Origin of the sequence: Microbacterium sp. ZW T5_45 (genome assembly GCF_044987415.1) — a bacterium.
Lineage (GTDB): Bacteria > Actinomycetota > Actinomycetes > Actinomycetales > Microbacteriaceae > Microbacterium.
Window position 1 is genome coordinate 24,128 of record NZ_JBJDRJ010000024.1, and the last position, 17,927, is coordinate 42,054.

Consider the following 17,927-nt stretch of genomic DNA (forward strand, 5'->3'; position numbering starts at 1 on the left):
GTTCCGACAGTACTGCGGGCGGCGGGCATCCGGGCGGGCGCGGAGGAAGTCCTGCGCGTCAGACGTCGACGCCGCGGAGATACAGCTCTCGCAACGCCGTCACGCCCCCGGATTCATAGGCGCGGAGCTGTCTGCGCGCTCCCGTGCCGTCCACGCGGATGCGCTCGAGGTGCGACACGACGAACTCCTCGTCGTCGTGTGCCGCGAGCGCCGGCCGCACATGGTCGATCAATGTCCGAGCGACGTCCCAGAGAGCGGACGCCTCGCCTGTCGACGGGTCGATGACCGTGGCGTCGACGCCGCGTCTCGCGGCGACCCAGAGCGCGTCGTCGATGACGTCGGCGGCCAGAGGCGGGCTGATCCAGGTCGGGGGAGTACGGATCAGCGCCCGGCACAGCACCGCTGCGAACAGCGAGTCCTCGACTGCGAGCTGCGCATCGAACACCCTCGTCTCGACCGTCGGGTAGCGCTCCGAGATACGGATGGCCCACGCGATCGATGCGGTGTCGCGGATCGCGCCCAGCGACAGCATCTGCTGCACCCGCGCGTGATATTCGCTGAGATCGTGGAAATGCGGGGGTGCCCACGACGACGGCAGGCGCCGGATCAGGATGCTGCGCCAGCTCTCGAACCCCGACGGCCGACCGTGGGCGAAGGGTCCGTTCGTCGTGAGGCCGAGCAGTACGGGCATCCAGGGGCGTACACGGTTGAGAGCCCGCACTCGGGCTTCGCCGTCGTCGACCTCGACGTGGACATGCAACCCGTTGACCTCGTGCTCGCGAGTGATCTCGGCCAGGTGCGCCGAGACCTCGTCGTAGTGCGGTGAGGGCGAGACGACGAAACCGCCGGTCGACACGAACGGTGTGGCGGTCGGGGCGGCGACCGCTCCGTGCTCGCGAGCACGAGCGCTCACCTGCTGTCGCATGAGCCGAAGCTGTTGTGCAGCCTCCTCGCGCGTGAAAGCGGGCTCGGTGACGCACTCCACCTGACACGTCAGGTATTCGGGGGTCACCGAGCCCTTCGCGCGCTCTCCCCTGACGGACACTCCCGTGCCCAGCCCCACACTGATCGGCACGAGTGTCGCGTCATCGAGGAGGACGAACTCCTCCTCGATCCCGAACCGGGCCGGCGCGCGGCCCTTCAATGGTTTCGCAATGCGGAGATGAGCTCGGCCTTGCGTTTGCCGCTGTAGCCGTTCAGACCGAGTTCCTTCGCGCGCTTCTTCAACTGTTCGACGGTCCAGTCGTCGTAGTCTCCGTGCTCTCCGCCGCGGCGACCAACGGCGCTTCGGCCGTCTCTCGCCGCCGCGTTCGAGATGCGTGCGGCCTTCTCTTTCGAGGCACCGTCCTCGCGGAGCTCTTCGTACAGCTCCGGGTCCTTCAGTGAGCTGTTGCGGCGTCCGGGCATGTCATCCTCCTCTGTGCGAACGGAATCGAACGCGTGGACGAGTGTGCTCGTCCGGTGGCGTCAGCGCTCGAACGCGTCGCGGGCGTTGCGGCCGGCGTCCTTGACGTTCTCGACAGCCTCCTTGGCGTCGGCCTTCGTCTGGTCGGCACGGCCCTCGGTCTCGAGCTCCTCGTTGTCGGTCGCCTTTCCGACGCCCTCCTTGATCTTGCCGCCGAGCTTCTCCGCGCCGTTCTTGATGTCGTCTCCGATTCCCATGTCCGTCTCCTGTCGTGGATGTGCGATGGAGAGGCCACCGTCTCAGCCTGCGGCGGATCGCACTACGGGATTGACATCCGGGCGCTCTCAGGGTTAGTGGCGAGAATTCATGACCGCTCCGACGAGGACTCGGACTACTCTGGCCACACGCGGGCGAACCCGCCCGTGACCCCTCGAAGGAAGCGGTGCGAGATGGACTCGATGATGATGGGCGCGATGTCGCAGAAGATGATGTCGATGCCCGACATGGCGAAGATGGACATGTCGGTCATGCAGGCGTGCATGGACGCGTGTTCGGCCTGCGAACAGGCCTGCACGGTGTGCTCGACCCAGATGATGGACTGTTCGCCGGCGTGCATGAACTGCGCCGACATGTGCCACACCATGATGCGCTCGATGATGCGCATGGAGGGCATGACCCCGGCCGTGATGATGGCCATGCTCGACGCCTGCATCGCGATGTGCCAGATGTGCATGGACGAGTGCATGCAGCACGCCGACCACAGCGACGTCTGCCGGATGTGCGCTCAGGCGTGCAAGGACTGCATGGACGCGTGCATGGCGATGAAGGACATGATGATGGCGGCCGCCTGAGGCCACCTGCTACGGAGAACGCCCGCCCTCAGAGCGCGGCGACGTTGAACCGCGTTCGGCCCACGGCCAGCACGCCGTAGCGCGTGTGCACAGCCACCGGCGCGCCCACCGGAGCCTCGAGGGCGGCACCAGAAGCGCTCCACAGCGCATGCTCGGTGCCGTCGAGCGTGACGACCACGAGGCGGCCGGCGACGGCATCCGCCTGGGAGACGATCGCGTCGACCCACTCCGACGGCGTCGCCGACGCCATCCGCGCCTGGATCAGGTGCAGGGCGTGGCCGGGAGCATATGAGGAGCAGACGTCGCCGTGGTCGCACATGCACGCCGAGCGCTCGCTCACCTCGAGGGGTGTAAGGCGGTTCAGCGGCGTGGACACGGCGGTCTCCTGTCTGTCGGATGCGTTCCCGACAGCGTAGGTCGCGTTCGGGCGGGACGGAATCCGCGCCGACACGCGACGACACAAAGGCGACACGATCAGGTGTACACTCGCCGGGTGCTGTCATCGATGAGCGCCTTCGGGGCGCGGAACGGAGCCGCAGGCGCATTCAGCGCCGCGGGCAGAGGCTGACCCACAGCCGGAGGCGGAACCCCCGTCGCCGGCGATGCGTCGTACCCACCTCCACCGTTCTCACGAAAGCAGCTCTGCCATGCGTCCCCTCGACGAGCGCGCCATCCGCGCATCCTTTCTCAACGCCTCCCGCAAGGAGGTCTCCGATCTGAACCTGCCCGCCGGTTTCTCCGACCTCGATTTCGAGAAGCTCGACTACCTCGGCTGGACCGATCCCAAGCAGCCCCGCCGCGCCTATGTGATCGCGTGGCGCGACGACGAGCCGGTCGGTGTGATCCTGCAGCGTGCCGAGCAGAGGCTCTCCGCCCGCGCCCAGTGCTCGTGGTGCGAGGACGTGACGCTGCGCAACGACGTGCAGCTGTTCGTCGCGCGCAAAGCCGGGGCCGCCGGGCGCAAGGGCGACACGGTCGGCACGCTGATCTGCGCGGAGTTCGGATGCTCGCGGAACGTCCGCATCCTGCCGCCGCTCGCGTATCAGGGATACGACCGCGAGCTCGCGCGCGATCTGCGGATGCTGAAACTGCAGGAGCACGTCACCGCGTTCCTCGGGGCGGTCAGCGAGTAGCCGCCTCCGCGTGCTGCCAGGCGGGCGCGGCCAGCGTGCTCTGCAGTCGCGCGAACTCCGCGAAACTGCGAGACCCTGGCCAGTCCGCAGGCAGCATCGACGGCGGCAACCCGGGGTCGACGTAGGGCAGCACCCGCCATGCGTCGATGAGGCGCACGTAGGCGGCGAACGGCTCGGTGGGCAGTGAAGACACTGAGGTCTGGAACGCCTCGTGCTCGGCGCGCAGCGCGTCGAGATCCCACCAGCGCGCGGCGGCCTCGGCCGGAGTGGCGTCGGTGATCGGCGAGCCTGCGGGGAACAGCGTCGCGCCTCGGCGCACATCCAGGTCGTCGAGGATCGCCTCGACCTCGCCCTGCAGATGCCCCGGGCAGATCCACAGTGCCGGTGAGACGTTGCCCGCTCCGATCCACTGCAGACGGCGCCGCAGCTGGTGGCGCACGTTGCGCGCGCTCTCGGGGACCGAGAACGACACGAGGCACCAGCCGTCGGCATCCGTCATCTGTCGCATCTCGAAGATGCGGCGATCTCCGGTCTCGAGCATCCGCACGGCGGCCGGGTTAAGCGCGTAGCCCGCTGTGTCGCGGCGTTCGGAGAGGAGTAGCGCCTTCTGCTTCAGCCGGGTGATCGCGGTGCGCGCCTGCGGCTGCGCGATACCGAGATCGCCGGCCAGCGACACGAGAGCGGACGCCGGGATCCAGCCGCCGAGCCGGCGCAGGTACAGCCCGATGAGGGTGCGCAGCAGCGATGCCGTGCTGCCAGGGCGTGCATCGATGTCGTCGAGCACCGCATCCGTGCTCATGCGGCGGTGAGGGCGTCGCGCACCGCGAGCACGCCGACGAGGGTCTCCTCGTGGGAGGTGCTGAGCGGCGAGAGTCCCAGGCGGATGCCGTCGGGGAAGCGGAAGTCGGGGATCACGCCGTCGGCCCACAGCCGCTGCGTCACCGTACGGAATTCGGGGTGGCCGATCGTGATGTGCCCGCCGCGGCGGGCGGCGTCGCGCGGGCTCAGCAGGCGGACGTCGAGCGGTGCGAGCACCTCGTCGTAAGCCGCCACGGCGAAGTCGGTGAGCGAGACGGACTTCGCGCGCACCGCGTCGAGGGAGGCCTGCTCGATGAGGTCGAGCATGCCCTGCATCGCGATCATCGACGTCACCGGAGGGGTTCCGCTGAGCAGCTGCCGGATATCGGAGGCAGGCACGTACTCGCGTCCCATCGCGAAGATGTCGGCCGCGCTCCACCAGCCCTGGATCGGCTGGAGCAGGACGCCCTGGAGATCGCGCCGCAGATAGGCGAAGGCAGGGGAGCCGGGGCCGCCGTTCAGGTACTTGTACGTGCAGCCGACCGCCATGTCGACACCCCACTGGTCGAGCTGCATCGGGATCACGCCCGCCGAGTGGCAGAGGTCCCACATCATCAGGGCGCCTGCGGCGTGCACGGCATCCGTGATCGCGGGCATGTCGGCCAGCGCGCCGGAGCGGTAGTCGACGTGGCTGAGTGCGACGAGTGCGGTGCGGTCGGACAGCACGGCGTCGACGTCGGAGAGGGTCACGCCGTCGACCGGGTCGGGCTCGAGCCAGACGACGGTCATCCCGGTCTCGGCGGCGACGCCCTCGGCGAGGAAGCGGTCGGTGGGGAAGTTCCCCGCCTCGATCACGATCTCGGTGCGGGGAGTGCCTCCCTCGCTGGGGCTTTGAGCCTGTCGAAGGGCCGCGCGCATGAGTTTGTAGATCAGCACGCTCGTCGAATCCGCCACCACGGTCTGTCCCGGCGCGGCGCCCAGCGCAAGGGTACCGATCCGGTCGCCGAGGACCATCGGCAGGTCCATCCACTGCTCATCCCACGAGCGGATCAGTCGGGTACCCCAATCCTCGCGCACGAAGGCGGCGAGCTTCTCGGGGATGTCGCGCAGTGGGCGACCGAGCGAGTTGCCGTCGAGATACGCGGTGACGCCCGGCGCGGGAGCGAAGGCGTCGATGTGCGCGTGCAGCGGGTCGGCGGCATCGAGGGCGCGGGCGGTGGCGAGCAGATCGGTCATGTCACACCTTCAGGTCGTCGGCGGTGAGGAGTCGGGCGAACAGGGGATCGGCGGTGTCGGGGGTGGTGCCGGGGAAGAACAGCAGCGCGCTGGCAGGGTCGTGCGGGTCGGTGGGGATGAGCGAGCGCAGCAGGTCGGCGCCGTCGATGCCCGCCTCGCGGAGAGCGGCGATCTCGCGCGGATTCAGGTCGACCGGGGTGTCGCCGTTGCCCATGTCTGTGCCGTACAGAATGGTTCCCCCGAGGGCGTGGAACCGGCGGACGTTGTCGACGGCGATCCGGTACGCCTCGCCCTCGTGGATCGAGAGAGTCGAGATCCACGCGACACTGCCATGCATCCGAGACAGATCGTCGTCGCTGAGCACCTCGCTGAAGGGGGCGTGGGCCAGCTGGCGCGCGCGGAGCCGTGTCACGCGTAACGCCTCTCCCGGGCCTTCGGCATGCGCGATCACCGCCATGTCGTGCGCCGAGGCGAGTTCGACGATCGCCGTGAACATCTCGTCGGTGAAGACGGGGCCGGCGGACGCGTTGCTCGCGACCTTGATGCAGGTGGCACCGGCGGCCTTCATCTCGAGGATCGCCGCTTCTGCGGCATCCGCATCCGCGATCTCGCGGACGGAGCCCGCCGGCGCCCAGGAACGGTCGGAGGGATAGCCGCCGGGCGGGGTGAGGAAGGCGCCGGCGAAGGCGACGCGCACCGGGTGCCGCACGCTGCGCCGCCAGAACTCCGGAGATGCGCGGCCCGCTGTGCTCTGGGGCGTCGAATCGGCCCTGGTCTCCGTCGAATCTCCGGAGTTCTGACGGGCGAGCCGCGCGACCACATCCGGATTCCCGCCGAGGTCGCACACCTGGCCGAGCCTCGACGTCGCGAGCTGGGCGTGGTCCACGAGCTGCAGGTGCACGTGGGCGTCGGTGAACGCCCCGGTGACCACGCCGTCGAGGCGAGGGAGTCCTGTCGCGTCGGCATCCGGCACGAGTCGACCCCGGTCGCCCACGACCTCGAACACCTCGTCGCGCCAGACCCGTGCTCTGCGGTCGAGGCAGGCCGCGACCGCACGCATCAGGCGCCGATCTCGCTGCGCACGGTGTACAGCTCGGGGAAGAACGTGAGGTCGAGGGCGCGCTGCAGGAATCCGACGCCGCTGGATCCGCCGGTGCCGACCTTCATGCCGATCGTGCGCGACACGGTCTTCAGATGCCGGAAGCGCCAGAACTGGAAGTTGTCCTCGAGGTCGACGAGATCTTCGCAGGCCTCGTAGAGGTCGAAGTGGGTGCCCGGGTCCTGGTAGATCTCGCGGATCGCCGGGACGAGCGCCGGGGTCTCCTTGTAGGGAAGGCGCACATCGCGCTCGAGGATCTCGGTCGGGATCGGCAGTCCGCGGCGTGAGGCGTAGCGCAGGAACTCGTCGTAGAGCGTGGGCTTCTCCCACTCGGCGGTCAGCAGCGCGAGATTCGCCGGGTGGTCGGCGAAGACCGACAGCATCTTCTCGTTCTTGTTGCCGAGCGCGAACTCGACCGCCCGATACTGCACGGACTGGAAGCCGGAGGAGCTGCCGAGCGCGCCGCGGAACTGCGCGTACTCGGTGGGGGTGAGGGTCGCGAGCACCGACCACTGCTGGGTCATCACGTCCTGGATCTTCTTGACGCGCGCGATGCGCTTGAGGGCGTCGCGCAGATCGTCGCTCGCGAGTAGCTCGCGGGCCGAGGAGAGTTCGTGCAGCACCTGCTTGAGCCAGAGCTCTGTCGTCTGGTGCTGGATGATGAACAGCATCTCGTCGTGATGCTCGGGCGAACTGACCGGATGCTGCGCGCTGAGCAGCTGATCGAGTCCCAGATACGAGCCGTAGGTCATGCGGCCGGACAGGTCGGTGACGATGCCGGCCTCGAGGGCGCGCTCGTTCTCAGTACTCATGCGCCGAATGTAACACTTTCGTGCCGAGCGTCACAATGGTGAAATTCTCGGAGTCGAGCGTCGACGCCGAGACCGCGTCAGTCGAAGACGGAGAGGGGATCTTCGGGCGCCGGCGGATCTTCTTCGTTCTGCTTTGCGCTACGCGATTCGATGACGCCGAGGGTGACCGCGACTCCCAACCAGACGAGGACGGTCACGGCGACCAATGCGGCGACGACCGCGAGGGTCCAGGACAGCACCGAGGCGAAGAGCGGATAGAACGGGTTCACGACCGACTCGACGGTGCGGACCACGTTCGACCAGGTAGGCATGCGGTCAGCGTAGCCCTGCGCGCTCTTCAGCGGCTCGGGGCGTCCTTCCTGAACCGACCTGTCGGGGAGCCCTTCGTCTCGTCGCTGCGCTTCTCGCTCAGGGACCGGTCAGGACCAGAGCCTCGGGGTGCGAGGCGGAGGAGTGCGGCGCTCGCCGGGTGCTCCGCACGCCTCGAAGGCGGCGGCGAGAGCGAGCAGCCGGGAATCGTCGTGGGCGCGCCCGGCGAAGGTCAGCCCGACCGGCATCCCGATGTCGGCCATGAGCCCCATCGGCACGGTCACGGTCGGGATGCCGAGGTGGCGGATCGCGACGTTGCCGTTCGCGATCCAGGTGCCGTTGCGCCAGCCCAGGTCGGCCGAGGCCGGATTCACGTCCATGTCCGCGGGGCCGACGTCGGCGACGGCGGGGAACACCACGGCGTCGAGGGCGAGCGCGTCCATCCACTCCTCGAGGTCCACGCGTCGGGTCTGCTCGAGGCCGCGCAGACCCTCCGGCAGTTCGGGCATGTCGCGGAAGTCCGCGTCCGGATGCTCGCGCACCCAGCCCGGATATTCGGCGATGTCGTCGTCGAAGCCCGTGTAGCGATCGGGCAGCGCGCCCTCCGGATGCGGGAAGATCGCCGCCCCGTCGACCACCGCCAGCGTCGACAACGCAGGGTCGCCGTTCGCCTGAAGGAAGTCCTCCCACGCCCAGGCCGACAGATCGACGATCTCGCGCCGCAGGTACTCGGGACTCACCAGGCCGCGAGTGGCGATCGTCGGCGCGCCCGGTCGGTCACCCTCGTAGTTCGACACGACGGGGAAGTCGACGTCGACGACGGTCGCTCCCGCGGCCTCGAGGTCGCGACGGGCCGCCTGCCAGCGATCGAGCACCGAAGGGCGAGTGTCGATGCGCTGCCCGGTGGGTCCGCCGATTCCGGGAGCGGCCGCAGTTCCGGCATCCGGATCCGCATCGATGTACATGCGGGGGATGCCGATGCGAACGCCCGCCAGTGATGCGGATGCTGCGAGCCGAGGGTACGACGTCGGGCGCACCTCGGACGCCGTGGGCAGCGAGATCCACGGCTGCGACCGCCAGAAGTCGCCGCGCGTCTCGGCATCATCGGCGACGATCACGTCGAGCACCTCGAGGAGATCTGCCATCGTGCGGGCATGCGGTACGACCACGTCCATCGTGGGGACGAGCGGCCAGTTGCCGCGCGTCGAGATCACGCCGCGAGAGGGGGTGTAGGCGCAGAGCGCGTTGTTCGTGGCGGGGCCCCTCCCGCTCGACCAGGTCTCCTCGCCGAGCCCGAAAGCGGCGAAACTCGCGGCTGTCGCGGTGCCCGACCCGTTCGACGAGCCCGAGGCGAAAGGGGCGGTGAGGAATGCGGCGTTGTAGGGGCTCTCGGCGCGGCCGTAGACGCCGCGCTGCATGCCGCCGTTCGCCATCGGCGGCATGTTCGTCAGACCCAGACAGATCGCTCCGCCCGCGCGCAGCCGCTCGATCGTGAAGGCGTCGCGCTGCGCGATGAGATCGGCGAACGCGGGACTTCCCGATGCCGCGGTCAGCCCTCGGACCAGGTAGCTGTCCTTCGCCGTGTACGGGATGCCGTCGAGCGGGCCGAGTGTGTCGCCCGCGGTGCGGCGGGCATCGGAGGCCGCGGCCTCTGCTCGCGCCTCGGGGTTGCGCACCACGACCGCGTTCAGGGTGGTCGCGGTTCCCGGTGCGTCGTAGGCGTCGATGCGCGCGAGGTACGCATCGACCAGCTCGACCGCGGTGGTCGCGCCGGACCCGAGCGCGGCGCGCAGGTCGGAGATGGTGGCCTCGACGACGTCGATCATGGGTGTGTCTCCTCGGTGGACGCTTCGTCTCGTCGCTGCGCTCCTCGCTCAGCGACCGGTTGTGGGGTGCTGCGCGCTGTGCGCCGCGACCGGTTCTGGGGTGCTGCGCGCTGTGCGCCGCGACCGGTTCTGGGGTGCTGCGCGCTGTGCGCCGCGACGGTTGGGGGCGCTGCGCTCCTCGCGCAGCGACCGTTCGGGTCAGGCGGGCAGGCTCGGCTGCTGCTGGGTGATGCAGTGGATGCCGCCGCCGCGGTCGAAGAGCGGGCGGGCGTCGACCGTCACGACCCGGCGGCCGGGATAGGCCATCGCCAGGACCTCACGGGCTTCAGCATCCGCCTGGTCGTCGCCGAAACCGCACGCCACCACTCCGCCGTTGGTGACGAGGTGGTTCACATAGCTCCAGTCGACGAAGCCCTCGTGGTCGCGCAGCGTCGAGGGCGCGGGCAGGTCGATGATCTCGAAACGGCGGCCGGCGGCATCCGTCTGCTCGGCGAGATGCGTGCGGAGCTCGCGGGTGACCTCGTGGTCGGGGTGAGCGGGGTCGCGCTGCTCGTGCAGCAGCATCCGTCCGGGGGAGGGGAGCGTCGCGACGATGTCGACGTGGCCGTTCGTGCCGAAGTCGTCGTAGTCGCGCGTGAGCCCGCGGGGCAGCCAGATCGCCGTGGTCGCGCCGAGCGTACGAGCCATCTCGGCCTCGACCTGCGCCCGGTCGGCGTAGGGGTTGCGCCGCGGATCGAGCTGCACGGTCTCGGTGAGCAGCACGGTGCCCTCTCCGTCGACGTGGATGCCGCCGCCCTCGTTCACGAGGGTCGAGCTCACGAGCTCGGCGCCGACCGCGCCGGCGATGATCCGTGCGTGCTCGGCGGCCTTGCGCCACTCGGCCCAGGTCGGAGCGCCCCATCCGTTGAAGATCCAATCGACGGCTCCGAGCCGACCGTCCTCGGACACGACGAACGTCGGACCGGAGTCGCGCATCCAGAACTCGTCGACGGGCGCCTCGACGATGTCGATCGAGCTGCTCAGCATCCGCCTCGCCCGCGTGATCTCGGAGGGATCGACGAGGATCGAGACCGGTTCGAACTCGGCGACGGCATGAGCGACGGCCGTCCACGTCTCGTACCCCTCTTCGCGCTCGACGGCGCTCTCGCCGAGGGTCTGCCCCTCGACGGGGAACGCCATCCAGGTGCGGTCGTGGGGTGCGGTCTCCGCCGGCATGAGCCAGGTCATCGAATCTCCTCCGTGCACGGCATCCGCTATTGAACGCCTGACCAATGAGTGCTACCGTAACCCTCGATGAACACGACGTCAAGAGCTCGTCGCCTGTCACCCGCAGAGCGCGAGCGCACGATCCTCACCGGAGCGCGGAAGCTCGTCTACGAGAGCGGCCTCGAGGCGATGACCGTGCGTGCGATCGCCGCGGAGGTGGGGGTCACGCCCGCGCTGATCGCCCACTACCGCCCCGTCATGGACGACTTCGTCGCCGAGGTCTTCCGCGATGTCGTCTCCGCCGAGCGGGTCGAGGTGCTCGGCACCGTCGACGTCTCGCTCGGACTGCGGCCCACGCTGCAGGGGATCATCGAGACGCTGCTCGATCCGGCGCGCGACGATGTGGCCATGGTGTGGGTGCAGTCGTGGGCCCTCGGCGCGCGCAACCCGGTGCTCGCCGAGCGCGTGCGCATCGAGATGGACCTCTGGCAGAGCGGACTCGAAGACGTCATCCGTCGCGCGGGAGCGGGCATCGACGACCCACGCGGCGCGGCCTGGATGCTGCTGGCGATGGTCGACGGCATGAGCGCGCACGCGCTCGTGAAATGGGCGCCCCACGATCGCGCCGAGATCGCCAGGCGCACACTGGCCGCCGTCCTGGCCTGACGGTCGAGAACGACACCCGACAACGACGCCTGAGAACGACGCCCGAACACGAGAAGGACAACCGACATGGTCGCTGACCGCATGCACGCCGCATCGCCCGAATCGACGGCGATCGTCGACGCCGTGCTCGACTACTCGCGACGACGGATGCTGGCCGCCGACGTCCCCCTCGACAAGCCGCAGACCCCGGTCGAGCTCAGGCGGCTCACCGGCGGCGGCACGATCACCGCGCAAGGACTGGGTGCGCAGCGCGCACTCGCGACGTTCGAGCACGTGCTCGCTCCCGCCTGCCTCACGACCAGTCATCCGCTGTACCTCTCGTTCATCCCCACTGCACCGACGATGGCCGCGATCGCGTTCGATCTCGTGGTGTCGGCATCCGGTCTCTACGGCGGCAGCTGGGTCGAGGGCGCGGGCGCCGTGCACGCCGAGAACGAAGTGCTGGGAGTGCTCGCGCGCGAGTTCGGATTGCCGGAGTCGGCGGGCGGGGTCTTCGTGCAGGGCGGCACGATCGGCAACCTGTCGGCTCTCGTCGCCGCGCGAGAGACGGCGAAGGACCGTCTCCTTGCCGCAGGGCGCGAACTGCCGCAGCGCTGGAAGATCGTCTGCAGCACCGAGGCGCACTCCTCGAACAAGTCGGCGGCGCGCGTCATGGATGCCGATGTCGTGCTCGTGCCTGCCGGCGCCGACGGACGGCTGCGGGCGGATGCCGTGCGCGAGGCGCTTCTCGAGCATGGCGATGCCGTGTGCGCCGTGGTCGCGACCGGGGGATCGACGAACTTCGGCATCGTCGACGACATCGCGGGGATCGCCGCGCTCAAGGACGAGCTCGACTTCTGGCTGCACATCGACGGCGCCTACGGACTCACGGCGATGTTCGCACCGGAGGCACGGCACATCTTCGCCGGTGTCGAGCGGGCGGACTCGCTCATCGTCGACCCGCACAAGTGGCTGTTCGCGCCGTTCGACTGCTGCGCGCTGCTGTACCGCGACCCCGACGGCGGACGTCGGGCCCACACGCAGCACGCCGAGTACCTCGACACGCTGACCGACGCCGACGACTTCAACCCCTCGGACTACTCGATCCAGCTCACCCGCCGGCCGCGCGGACTGCCGCTGTGGTTCTCGATGGCGACCTACGGGCTCGACGCTTACCGTGAGGCTGTGAGCGCGACGATCGCCCTGACGCGTCGCATCGCCGACGAGATCGCCTCTCGTCCGGAGTTGACGCTCGTGCGCGACCCCGAGCTGTCGGTCGTGGTGTTCGAGCGTGATGGATGGGAACGCGCGGACTACGACCGCTGGTCGGCAGAGCTGCTCGATTCGCAGCACGCGTTCGTCGTGCCGAGTTCGCATGCCGGACGACCGAACACGCGCTTCGCGATCCTCAACCCGCTCACGACGTTCGAGGACCTCGTCGGGATCCTCGACACCATGGCGTAGGCCCGTAGGCCCGTAGGCCCGTAGGCCCGTAGGCCCGTAGGCCCGTTCCCAGGGCCTTGGGCGCGTTTCACTTCGGGGGCCGACACGCCAGGCGTCGGACGCGAACGCGTTCACGAGCCGCCATGTGGCGTGTCGGCCCCCGAAGTGGGGTGTGCGAGGCGAGCTCGTGGTGCCCCCGAAGCTCGTGGCGGCCCCGAAGCAGGGTGTGCGGGACGGCCTTGCGCGCGGCGGGTGCGGCGCGAGGCCTCCTGCCCTCCGTCAGCGCGTGGTGTGCGCGTCGAGGAACTCGATGGTCTGTTGCAGCGCGGTCCGAGCATCCGGCATGTCGAGGTGGAATTGGTACTCGTGCGGCAGCGCGGGCTCGTGCGGCGCCGGCCAGAACAGGGTCGTGACGTCGACGCCGAGCTCGTCGAGGCGCTTCGCCATCGGGATCGACTGCAGCCAGGTGAGGCCGTCTCCGTTGCCTCCCGAGATGTACGTCGCGGGGAAGTCCGCTGTGACCCAATCGACCGTTGACATCGTGGAGCCGGTCGCATCCTCGGCCCACGTCTTCGTGCCCGAGTAGGCCCACATCGCCGATTTGAGGCCCCACCCCGCGATGCCCTCCAGCTGGGCGAGCGCGGCGAGGTCGTACACGCCGCAGTTGAGGATCGTCGCGATGAGCTGGTCGGCCTTCAGCGACGGCGTGATGTCCATGATCTCGGCGTAATCGGGGCTCGTGATGAGCGTCGCCATCTGGCTGGCGAGCTGCGCGCCGGCCGAGTCGCCGGCGAGGATGATCTGGTTCGCGTCCACGCCGAGCTCAGCGGCGTGCGCATCGATGTACGCGAGGGCCTCGTCGAGCTGGTGGACGGCGAGCGGATACACGCCTTCGGGGCCGATCGTGTAGTTCACGCCGATCGTCGTGTATCCCTCCGCGGCGAGGATGCGCAGGTAGGGATCGACGTTCTCCTTCGCACCCGAGATCCAGGCCCCGCCATGGATCCAGACGATCGTCGGCAGCGGGCCGGTGGCGGATGCCGGGGCGAAGACGTCCATGGTGGTGTCGGTGCCGTCTCCGCCGTAGGCGATGTCGAGCGTCTCGGTGAGTGCGGTGTCGGGGACGTGCTTCTGCATCTCGGCCGCGGTCTCGTCGCCGCCCTTGGTGAAGACGGCGCGGATGATCATGGCTGAGGGCCACGGCGACACGGAGAAGACGATCGCCACGATGGCGATCAGGGCGACGAGGATCCACAGCGTGGCTCGCAGTCGGTGGCGCGGACGGCGCAGTGTCGCCGGTCGCTGCCTCGTGCTGTCGTCTGCCTCCGCGCTCATTCAACCCCTCTCCAGGACCAGCATGCCAGTATTGCGCTTCGTGCGGTCGCGGTCGGTCGTCACGCACACTTCGGGGGCCGACACGCCACATGACGGATGGCATCACGCACCGGGGCCGCGAACTGGCGTTTCGGCCCCCGAAGTGGAGGGGAACGGAACCCGCGACGAAGCCGTCCGGTACGCGACACGCGATGACGGCCCGGTGACATCTGCTGTCGATAGCGTGGAAGCGCCCGGCACCGCGTCGGTGCGCCTGTCTCCGGAGTCCCTCGATGTCACAGCTCACCACCGTCGGGCAAGTCTTCCGCGAGGGCGTCTGGGGGCGGGGCCGCCGCGCCCGCGCCGTGCTGTCGGTCGCGGGCTTCTGCGGGCACCAGCTCGCCGAGGTCATGGTGCCGGTGGCGGTCGGCGTCGTGATCGATCAAGCGATCGCGCCGAACGACCCGGTCGCGCTGGCCTGGGGCATAGGGTTCCTCGTCGTCGTGTTCACGGTGCTCATCTGCGCGTGGCAGCTCGGTGACCGTGCCGGCACCGTGGTCTACGCCCGGGGCGAGCACGCGCTGCGTCAGGGCGTGCTCGGCCTCGCGCTCCGGCGAAGAGTGCGACGCCCGGCGGGTGAAGTGCTCACGATCTCATCGTCGGATGCCGGCCAGACCGCAGGCTTCTTCTGGGTGATCGCCGAGCAGGCGGCCGCCGCGACGGCCGTCATCGTCGCCTGTGTCACCCTTCTCGTGATCGCCTGGCCGCTCGCCGTCGCAGTCGTGGTCGGCACCCTCGTGCAGGCATATGTCGTGCATCTCGTGAGCGGCGGCCTGCGCCGACGCGGATACGAGGCGCAGAAGCGCGCCGCGCGACTCGACGCCGTGAGTACCGACTTCGCCACCGGGCTGCGCGTGCTCGGCGCCCTCGGCGGGGCATCGCGCGCGGCCGATCGCTACGTCGCCGAGAGCGAGATCGCGGCAGAGGCCGCCTATCGCGCCGAGAAGTCGGCTGCGGCGCTCGCCGCCCTCAACCTCGTCGTCAGCGGACTCGCGTTCACCGGGATCGCCGTGCTGGGCGGGTGGCTCGCCCTCGGCGGTGCGATCACCGTCGGCGGGTTCGTCACGGCGATGGGACTGGCCCAGACGATCCGCGGACCCCTGCAGTCGCTGGGCTACCTGCCGGCGCAGATCGCGTCGAAGCACGGCTCGGCCACGCGGATCGCGGAGTTCACTGCGGAAGGCGCAGCGGAGACGGGCCGGGCGGCGACGGAGAGTGGGCGTGCACCGGCCGGGCATGGGCGTACAGCGACGGGCGCTGAGGCGGGAACGGATGCCGGGCGGGCGAGCGCGGGTGCGGAGACGCTCGACACCCAGAGCCTGCAGATTCCGACGCACGTCGACGATGCTCCGCGCACCGCCCGTGAGACGGTCGGCCGCTCAGAGATCGCCGCGGCGACGGCATCCGCTCGTCCCGATTCCGCCATCCTTCTCGCGCGAGTCCGCGTCGGAGATCGAGCCATCGAGATCGCCGAGGGCGAGGTGACCGGCATTCGTGCCGATCCCGACACGGCCGTCGCGCTGTCCGAGCTCTTCGGAGCTCGACGGGATGCCGACGCCGGAGAGCTCGTGATCCAGGGCGTCGATGCGAGCGCTCTTCACGCCGATGCGCTGCGCGCGCTGGTGTTCGCGCCGCCGCACGACGCCGCTGTGTTCAGCGGCACCGCCGCCGAGAACATCGCCGAGACGGTTCACGCCGAGCACCTGACGGCATCCGCGTTCGATGAGGTCGTCGAACGGCTTCCCGAGGGGCTGGACGAACGGGTCGGCGAACGTGGCCTGCGTCTGTCGGGCGGGCAGCGCCAACGTCTGCTGCTCGCACGCGCCCTGCACCAGCCGCAGCCCGTGCTCGTGCTGCACGAGCCGACCACTGCGATCGATCCGATCACCGAGGCGCAGGTCGCTGCGGGCCTCGCGACCGAAGGGCGCACGATCGTGCTGCTCACCGACCGTGCCTCGCTGCTCGCCGCGTGCTCGACCGTCCACGATCTGAGGGAGCGAGCATGAGCGCCGACGCTCCCGGCGCCGAGAAGCTGCCGATCGCGAGTCGCCGCGACACCGCCCGGGGACTCGTCACCGCGCTCGGACACCGTCGCGGACTTGCGGCGCTCGCACTGCTGACCCTCTGCGCCGGCGTCGCCGCCGGACTCGTCGCCCCGTGGATCATCGGCCTCGTGGTCGACGACATCCTCGTCGGTGGCTCGTCGCTGGTGCCGTTCGGCGTCGCGCTCGCGGCATCCGTCGTCGTGGGCGCCGCTCTCACCTGGGCCGGACGTGTGCTGCTGGCGCGGCTGGGACAGGGCACGATCCGCGAGGTGCGCGAGGCAGCGTTCCGCACCGCGCTCGCGCAGCCGACCGCCCGCATCGAAGCCGCCGGGACCGGAGACCTCGTCGCTCGGCTGTCGGGGGACGTCCGCGCCGTCGGTCAGGTCGTCGAAGAGGCGCTGCCGGCATTCCTCACCGCGGTGTTCGGCATCCTGCTCAGTCTCGTCGGGCTCGGGGCGCTGGACTGGCGCTTCGCCCTCGCCGCCCTGTGCGCGGCGCCGGTGCAGTACTTCTCGCTGCGGTGGTTCCTGCGGCGATCGGCCCCCGTGTACCGCGCGCATCGAGTCGCCGTCGCCGAACGCGGACAGCGCACGATCGAGGCCGTGCGTGGCGTCGATACCGTGCTCGCGCTCGGCACGGAGGAGGCGCACCTCGCCCGCATCGCCGAGTCGAGCGAAGAGGCGATCGCGCTCGAGGTGCGGGCGACGCGTGTGCGCAACGACTTCAACGTGTTCCTCAACGGCGCCGAGCTCGTCGGGCTGTCGGCCGTGCTGCTCGCCGGGTTCCTGCTGGTGACAGGCGGGCAGGTCGAGCTGGGTGCCGCGACGGCGGCGGCGCTGTACTTCCTCGGGCTGTTCGGTCCGATGGGCAGCCTGTTGTACCGGATCGACGATCTGCAGGATGCCGGAGCGAGCCTCGCGCGCCTGGTCGGGGTCATCGGTCTACCGTTGCCGGGTCCGCGTCCTCCGGTCGCGCCCGCAGCGACGGGGCGGATCGAGGTGGACGGTCTGCGATTCGGATACCCGTCCGGCGGGAGGGTGCTCGACGATGTGTCGCTGCGTGCGGACGCCGGAGAGAAGATCGCGGTCGTCGGAGCGAGCGGCGCCGGCAAGACCACGCTCGCGCGCGTGCTCTCGGGAGCGCTGCCGGACGGCGGCGGCGCGGTGCGGCACGACGGCGTCGGCATCGACGAGTGGCATCCGCATGATCTGCGCGACGCGGTCGTGATGCTGAGCCAGGAACCGCATGTCTTCGCGGGGTCGGTGCGCGACGACCTCGGCCTGTTCTCGGATGCCGACGAGGAGCGGATGCTGTCGGTCGTCGAGGAACTCGGAGCGCAGTGGATCCTGCGGCTGCCCGAGGGGCTCGACACCGTGGTGGGGGAGTCGGGACATGTGCTGACGCCGGGGCAGGCCCAGCACCTTGCCCTGGTGCGGGTCGCTCTGTCCGGAGCATCCGTGGTGATCCTCGACGAGGCGACGGCCGAGGCGGGATCGGCCGACGCCGAGCTGCTCGACGACGCGGCCGTTCGGGCGATCGGCGAGCGCACCGGCATCGTGATCGCGCACCGGCTGAGCCAGGCCGTGACCGCCGACCGTATTCTCGTGATGCACGACGGGCGGGTGGTGCAGTCGGGCACGCACAGCGAGCTCGTGGCGGTGGACGGCCCGTACGCGCGGCTGTGGGAGGCGTGGACCGCCTGGTAGGCGCGGCAGGTTCGGTGCGATGGGGTGCAAGTCGTGCGG

At 69.8% G+C, this 17,927-nt stretch carries 18 protein-coding genes; 6 read left to right on the top strand and 12 right to left on the bottom strand.

Features of this window, described 5'->3' with window-relative positions; translation table 11 throughout:
- Nucleotides 1-58: 58 nt before the first annotated feature.
- Genes ACI3KS_RS12745 through ACI3KS_RS12755 form a run of 3 tightly spaced genes read right to left on the bottom strand, consistent with a single transcriptional unit; the run spans nt 59 to nt 1,662 of the window.
- The gene (locus tag ACI3KS_RS12745) at nt 59-1,144 is read right to left on the bottom strand and encodes a YbdK family carboxylate-amine ligase (RefSeq protein ID WP_404918850.1); all 1,086 of its coding nucleotides are present in this window, start codon (nt 1,142-1,144) and stop codon (nt 59-61) included.
- Complete coding sequence (locus ACI3KS_RS12750; RefSeq protein WP_404918852.1) at nt 1,141-1,407, bottom strand: Rho termination factor N-terminal domain-containing protein; 267 nt, start codon at nt 1,405-1,407, stop codon at nt 1,141-1,143. The genes ACI3KS_RS12745 and ACI3KS_RS12750 overlap by 4 nt, the downstream gene beginning before the upstream one ends.
- Before the next feature lie 60 nt (nt 1,408-1,467).
- Nucleotides 1,468-1,662 carry a CsbD family protein gene (locus tag ACI3KS_RS12755; protein WP_404918854.1) on the bottom strand — a complete coding sequence of 65 codons (195 nt, stop codon included), beginning with the start codon at nt 1,660-1,662 and terminating at the stop codon, nt 1,468-1,470.
- 192 nt (nt 1,663-1,854) lie between these two features.
- On the opposite strand from ACI3KS_RS12755, the gene ACI3KS_RS12760 reads away from it, so the two are divergent.
- Nucleotides 1,855-2,256: a hypothetical protein gene (locus ACI3KS_RS12760; protein WP_404918856.1), complete on the top strand. Its 402-nt coding sequence runs from the start codon at nt 1,855-1,857 to the stop codon at nt 2,254-2,256.
- A gap of 28 nt (nt 2,257-2,284) precedes the next feature.
- Here the strand turns inward: ACI3KS_RS12760 and ACI3KS_RS12765 are convergent, their stop codons facing one another.
- Nucleotides 2,285-2,632, bottom strand: a complete 348-nt coding sequence (locus ACI3KS_RS12765) for a hypothetical protein (protein ID WP_404918858.1) — start codon at nt 2,630-2,632, stop codon at nt 2,285-2,287.
- Between the two features lie 271 nt (nt 2,633-2,903).
- Between ACI3KS_RS12765 and ACI3KS_RS12770 the strand changes: the two genes are divergently transcribed.
- A complete protein-coding gene (locus ACI3KS_RS12770) occupies nt 2,904-3,389 on the top strand; it encodes an FBP domain-containing protein (protein ID WP_404918860.1) in 486 nt (161 codons plus the stop codon).
- Here ACI3KS_RS12770 and ACI3KS_RS12775 read toward each other — a convergent pair.
- The 7 genes from ACI3KS_RS12775 to ACI3KS_RS12805 all read right to left on the bottom strand — a co-directional run bounded on the left by ACI3KS_RS12775 (nt 3,379) and on the right by ACI3KS_RS12805 (nt 10,696).
- On the bottom strand, nt 3,379-4,188 hold the full coding sequence (locus ACI3KS_RS12775) for a PaaX family transcriptional regulator C-terminal domain-containing protein (protein ID WP_404918862.1): 810 nt from the start codon (nt 4,186-4,188) through the stop codon (nt 3,379-3,381). The two genes, ACI3KS_RS12770 and ACI3KS_RS12775, sit on opposite strands and share 11 nt — an antisense overlap.
- The gene (locus ACI3KS_RS12780; protein ID WP_404918864.1) at nt 4,185-5,423 is read right to left on the bottom strand and encodes a kynureninase; all 1,239 of its coding nucleotides are present in this window, start codon (nt 5,421-5,423) and stop codon (nt 4,185-4,187) included. The genes ACI3KS_RS12775 and ACI3KS_RS12780 overlap by 4 nt, the downstream gene beginning before the upstream one ends.
- 1 nt (nt 5,424) lies before the next feature.
- On the bottom strand, nt 5,425-6,483 hold the full coding sequence (locus ACI3KS_RS12785) for a hypothetical protein (RefSeq protein ID WP_404918866.1): 1,059 nt from the start codon (nt 6,481-6,483) through the stop codon (nt 5,425-5,427).
- The gene (locus ACI3KS_RS12790) at nt 6,483-7,334 is read right to left on the bottom strand and encodes a tryptophan 2,3-dioxygenase (protein ID WP_404918868.1); all 852 of its coding nucleotides are present in this window, start codon (nt 7,332-7,334) and stop codon (nt 6,483-6,485) included. Before ACI3KS_RS12790 ends, ACI3KS_RS12785 begins: the two co-directional genes overlap by 1 nt.
- A gap of 77 nt (nt 7,335-7,411) precedes the next feature.
- Nucleotides 7,412-7,645, bottom strand: coding sequence for a hypothetical protein (locus ACI3KS_RS12795; RefSeq protein WP_404918870.1), 234 nt, complete (start codon nt 7,643-7,645; stop codon nt 7,412-7,414).
- Between the two features lie 108 nt (nt 7,646-7,753).
- A complete protein-coding gene (locus ACI3KS_RS12800) occupies nt 7,754-9,469 on the bottom strand; it encodes an amidase (RefSeq protein WP_404918872.1) in 1,716 nt (571 codons plus the stop codon).
- Between the two features lie 198 nt (nt 9,470-9,667).
- Complete coding sequence (locus ACI3KS_RS12805; RefSeq protein ID WP_404918874.1) at nt 9,668-10,696, bottom strand: agmatine/peptidylarginine deiminase; 1,029 nt, start codon at nt 10,694-10,696, stop codon at nt 9,668-9,670.
- Between the two features lie 66 nt (nt 10,697-10,762).
- On the opposite strand from ACI3KS_RS12805, the gene ACI3KS_RS12810 reads away from it, so the two are divergent.
- Nucleotides 10,763-11,341, top strand: coding sequence for a TetR/AcrR family transcriptional regulator (locus ACI3KS_RS12810; protein ID WP_404918876.1), 579 nt, complete (start codon nt 10,763-10,765; stop codon nt 11,339-11,341).
- 66 nt (nt 11,342-11,407) lie between these two features.
- A complete protein-coding gene (locus tag ACI3KS_RS12815) occupies nt 11,408-12,784 on the top strand; it encodes a pyridoxal phosphate-dependent decarboxylase family protein (protein WP_404918878.1) in 1,377 nt (458 codons plus the stop codon).
- Nucleotides 12,785-13,042: 258 nt separating this feature from the next.
- Here the strand turns inward: ACI3KS_RS12815 and ACI3KS_RS12820 are convergent, their stop codons facing one another.
- The gene (locus ACI3KS_RS12820; protein ID WP_404918880.1) at nt 13,043-14,098 is read right to left on the bottom strand and encodes an alpha/beta hydrolase; all 1,056 of its coding nucleotides are present in this window, start codon (nt 14,096-14,098) and stop codon (nt 13,043-13,045) included.
- 272 nt (nt 14,099-14,370) lie between these two features.
- Between ACI3KS_RS12820 and ACI3KS_RS12825 the strand changes: the two genes are divergently transcribed.
- Both ACI3KS_RS12825 and ACI3KS_RS12830 read left to right on the top strand, forming a co-directional pair.
- The gene (locus ACI3KS_RS12825; RefSeq protein ID WP_404918882.1) at nt 14,371-16,143 is read left to right on the top strand and encodes an ABC transporter transmembrane domain-containing protein; all 1,773 of its coding nucleotides are present in this window, start codon (nt 14,371-14,373) and stop codon (nt 16,141-16,143) included.
- Nucleotides 16,140-17,888, top strand: coding sequence for an ABC transporter ATP-binding protein (locus tag ACI3KS_RS12830; RefSeq protein WP_404918884.1), 1,749 nt, complete (start codon nt 16,140-16,142; stop codon nt 17,886-17,888). Before ACI3KS_RS12825 ends, ACI3KS_RS12830 begins: the two co-directional genes overlap by 4 nt.
- The last annotated feature ends 39 nt before the right edge of the window (nt 17,889-17,927 follow it).

What these genes read in the sequence shown, in the direction of transcription:
- ACI3KS_RS12750 (WP_404918852.1), bottom strand. Translation starts at nt 1,407, where the DNA reads ATGCCCGGACGCCGCAACAGCTCACTGAAGGACCCGGAGCTGTACGAA.
- ACI3KS_RS12755 (WP_404918854.1), bottom strand. Translation starts at nt 1,662, where the DNA reads ATGGGAATCGGAGACGACATCAAGAACGGCGCGGAGAAGCTCGGCGGC.
- ACI3KS_RS12760 (WP_404918856.1), top strand. Translation starts at nt 1,855, where the DNA reads ATGGACTCGATGATGATGGGCGCGATGTCGCAGAAGATGATGTCGATG.
- ACI3KS_RS12770 (WP_404918860.1), top strand. Translation starts at nt 2,904, where the DNA reads ATGCGTCCCCTCGACGAGCGCGCCATCCGCGCATCCTTTCTCAACGCC.
- ACI3KS_RS12775 (WP_404918862.1), bottom strand. Translation starts at nt 4,188, where the DNA reads ATGAGCACGGATGCGGTGCTCGACGACATCGATGCACGCCCTGGCAGC.
- ACI3KS_RS12780 (WP_404918864.1), bottom strand. Translation starts at nt 5,423, where the DNA reads ATGACCGATCTGCTCGCCACCGCCCGCGCCCTCGATGCCGCCGACCCG.
- ACI3KS_RS12785 (WP_404918866.1), bottom strand. Translation starts at nt 6,483, where the DNA reads ATGCGTGCGGTCGCGGCCTGCCTCGACCGCAGAGCACGGGTCTGGCGC.
- ACI3KS_RS12790 (WP_404918868.1), bottom strand. Translation starts at nt 7,334, where the DNA reads ATGAGTACTGAGAACGAGCGCGCCCTCGAGGCCGGCATCGTCACCGAC.
- ACI3KS_RS12795 (WP_404918870.1), bottom strand. Translation starts at nt 7,645, where the DNA reads ATGCCTACCTGGTCGAACGTGGTCCGCACCGTCGAGTCGGTCGTGAAC.
- ACI3KS_RS12800 (WP_404918872.1), bottom strand. Translation starts at nt 9,469, where the DNA reads ATGATCGACGTCGTCGAGGCCACCATCTCCGACCTGCGCGCCGCGCTC.
- ACI3KS_RS12805 (WP_404918874.1), bottom strand. Translation starts at nt 10,696, where the DNA reads ATGACCTGGCTCATGCCGGCGGAGACCGCACCCCACGACCGCACCTGG.
- ACI3KS_RS12810 (WP_404918876.1), top strand. Translation starts at nt 10,763, where the DNA reads ATGAACACGACGTCAAGAGCTCGTCGCCTGTCACCCGCAGAGCGCGAG.
- ACI3KS_RS12815 (WP_404918878.1), top strand. Translation starts at nt 11,408, where the DNA reads ATGGTCGCTGACCGCATGCACGCCGCATCGCCCGAATCGACGGCGATC.
- ACI3KS_RS12820 (WP_404918880.1), bottom strand. Translation starts at nt 14,098, where the DNA reads ATGAGCGCGGAGGCAGACGACAGCACGAGGCAGCGACCGGCGACACTG.
- ACI3KS_RS12825 (WP_404918882.1), top strand. Translation starts at nt 14,371, where the DNA reads ATGTCACAGCTCACCACCGTCGGGCAAGTCTTCCGCGAGGGCGTCTGG.
- ACI3KS_RS12830 (WP_404918884.1), top strand. Translation starts at nt 16,140, where the DNA reads ATGAGCGCCGACGCTCCCGGCGCCGAGAAGCTGCCGATCGCGAGTCGC.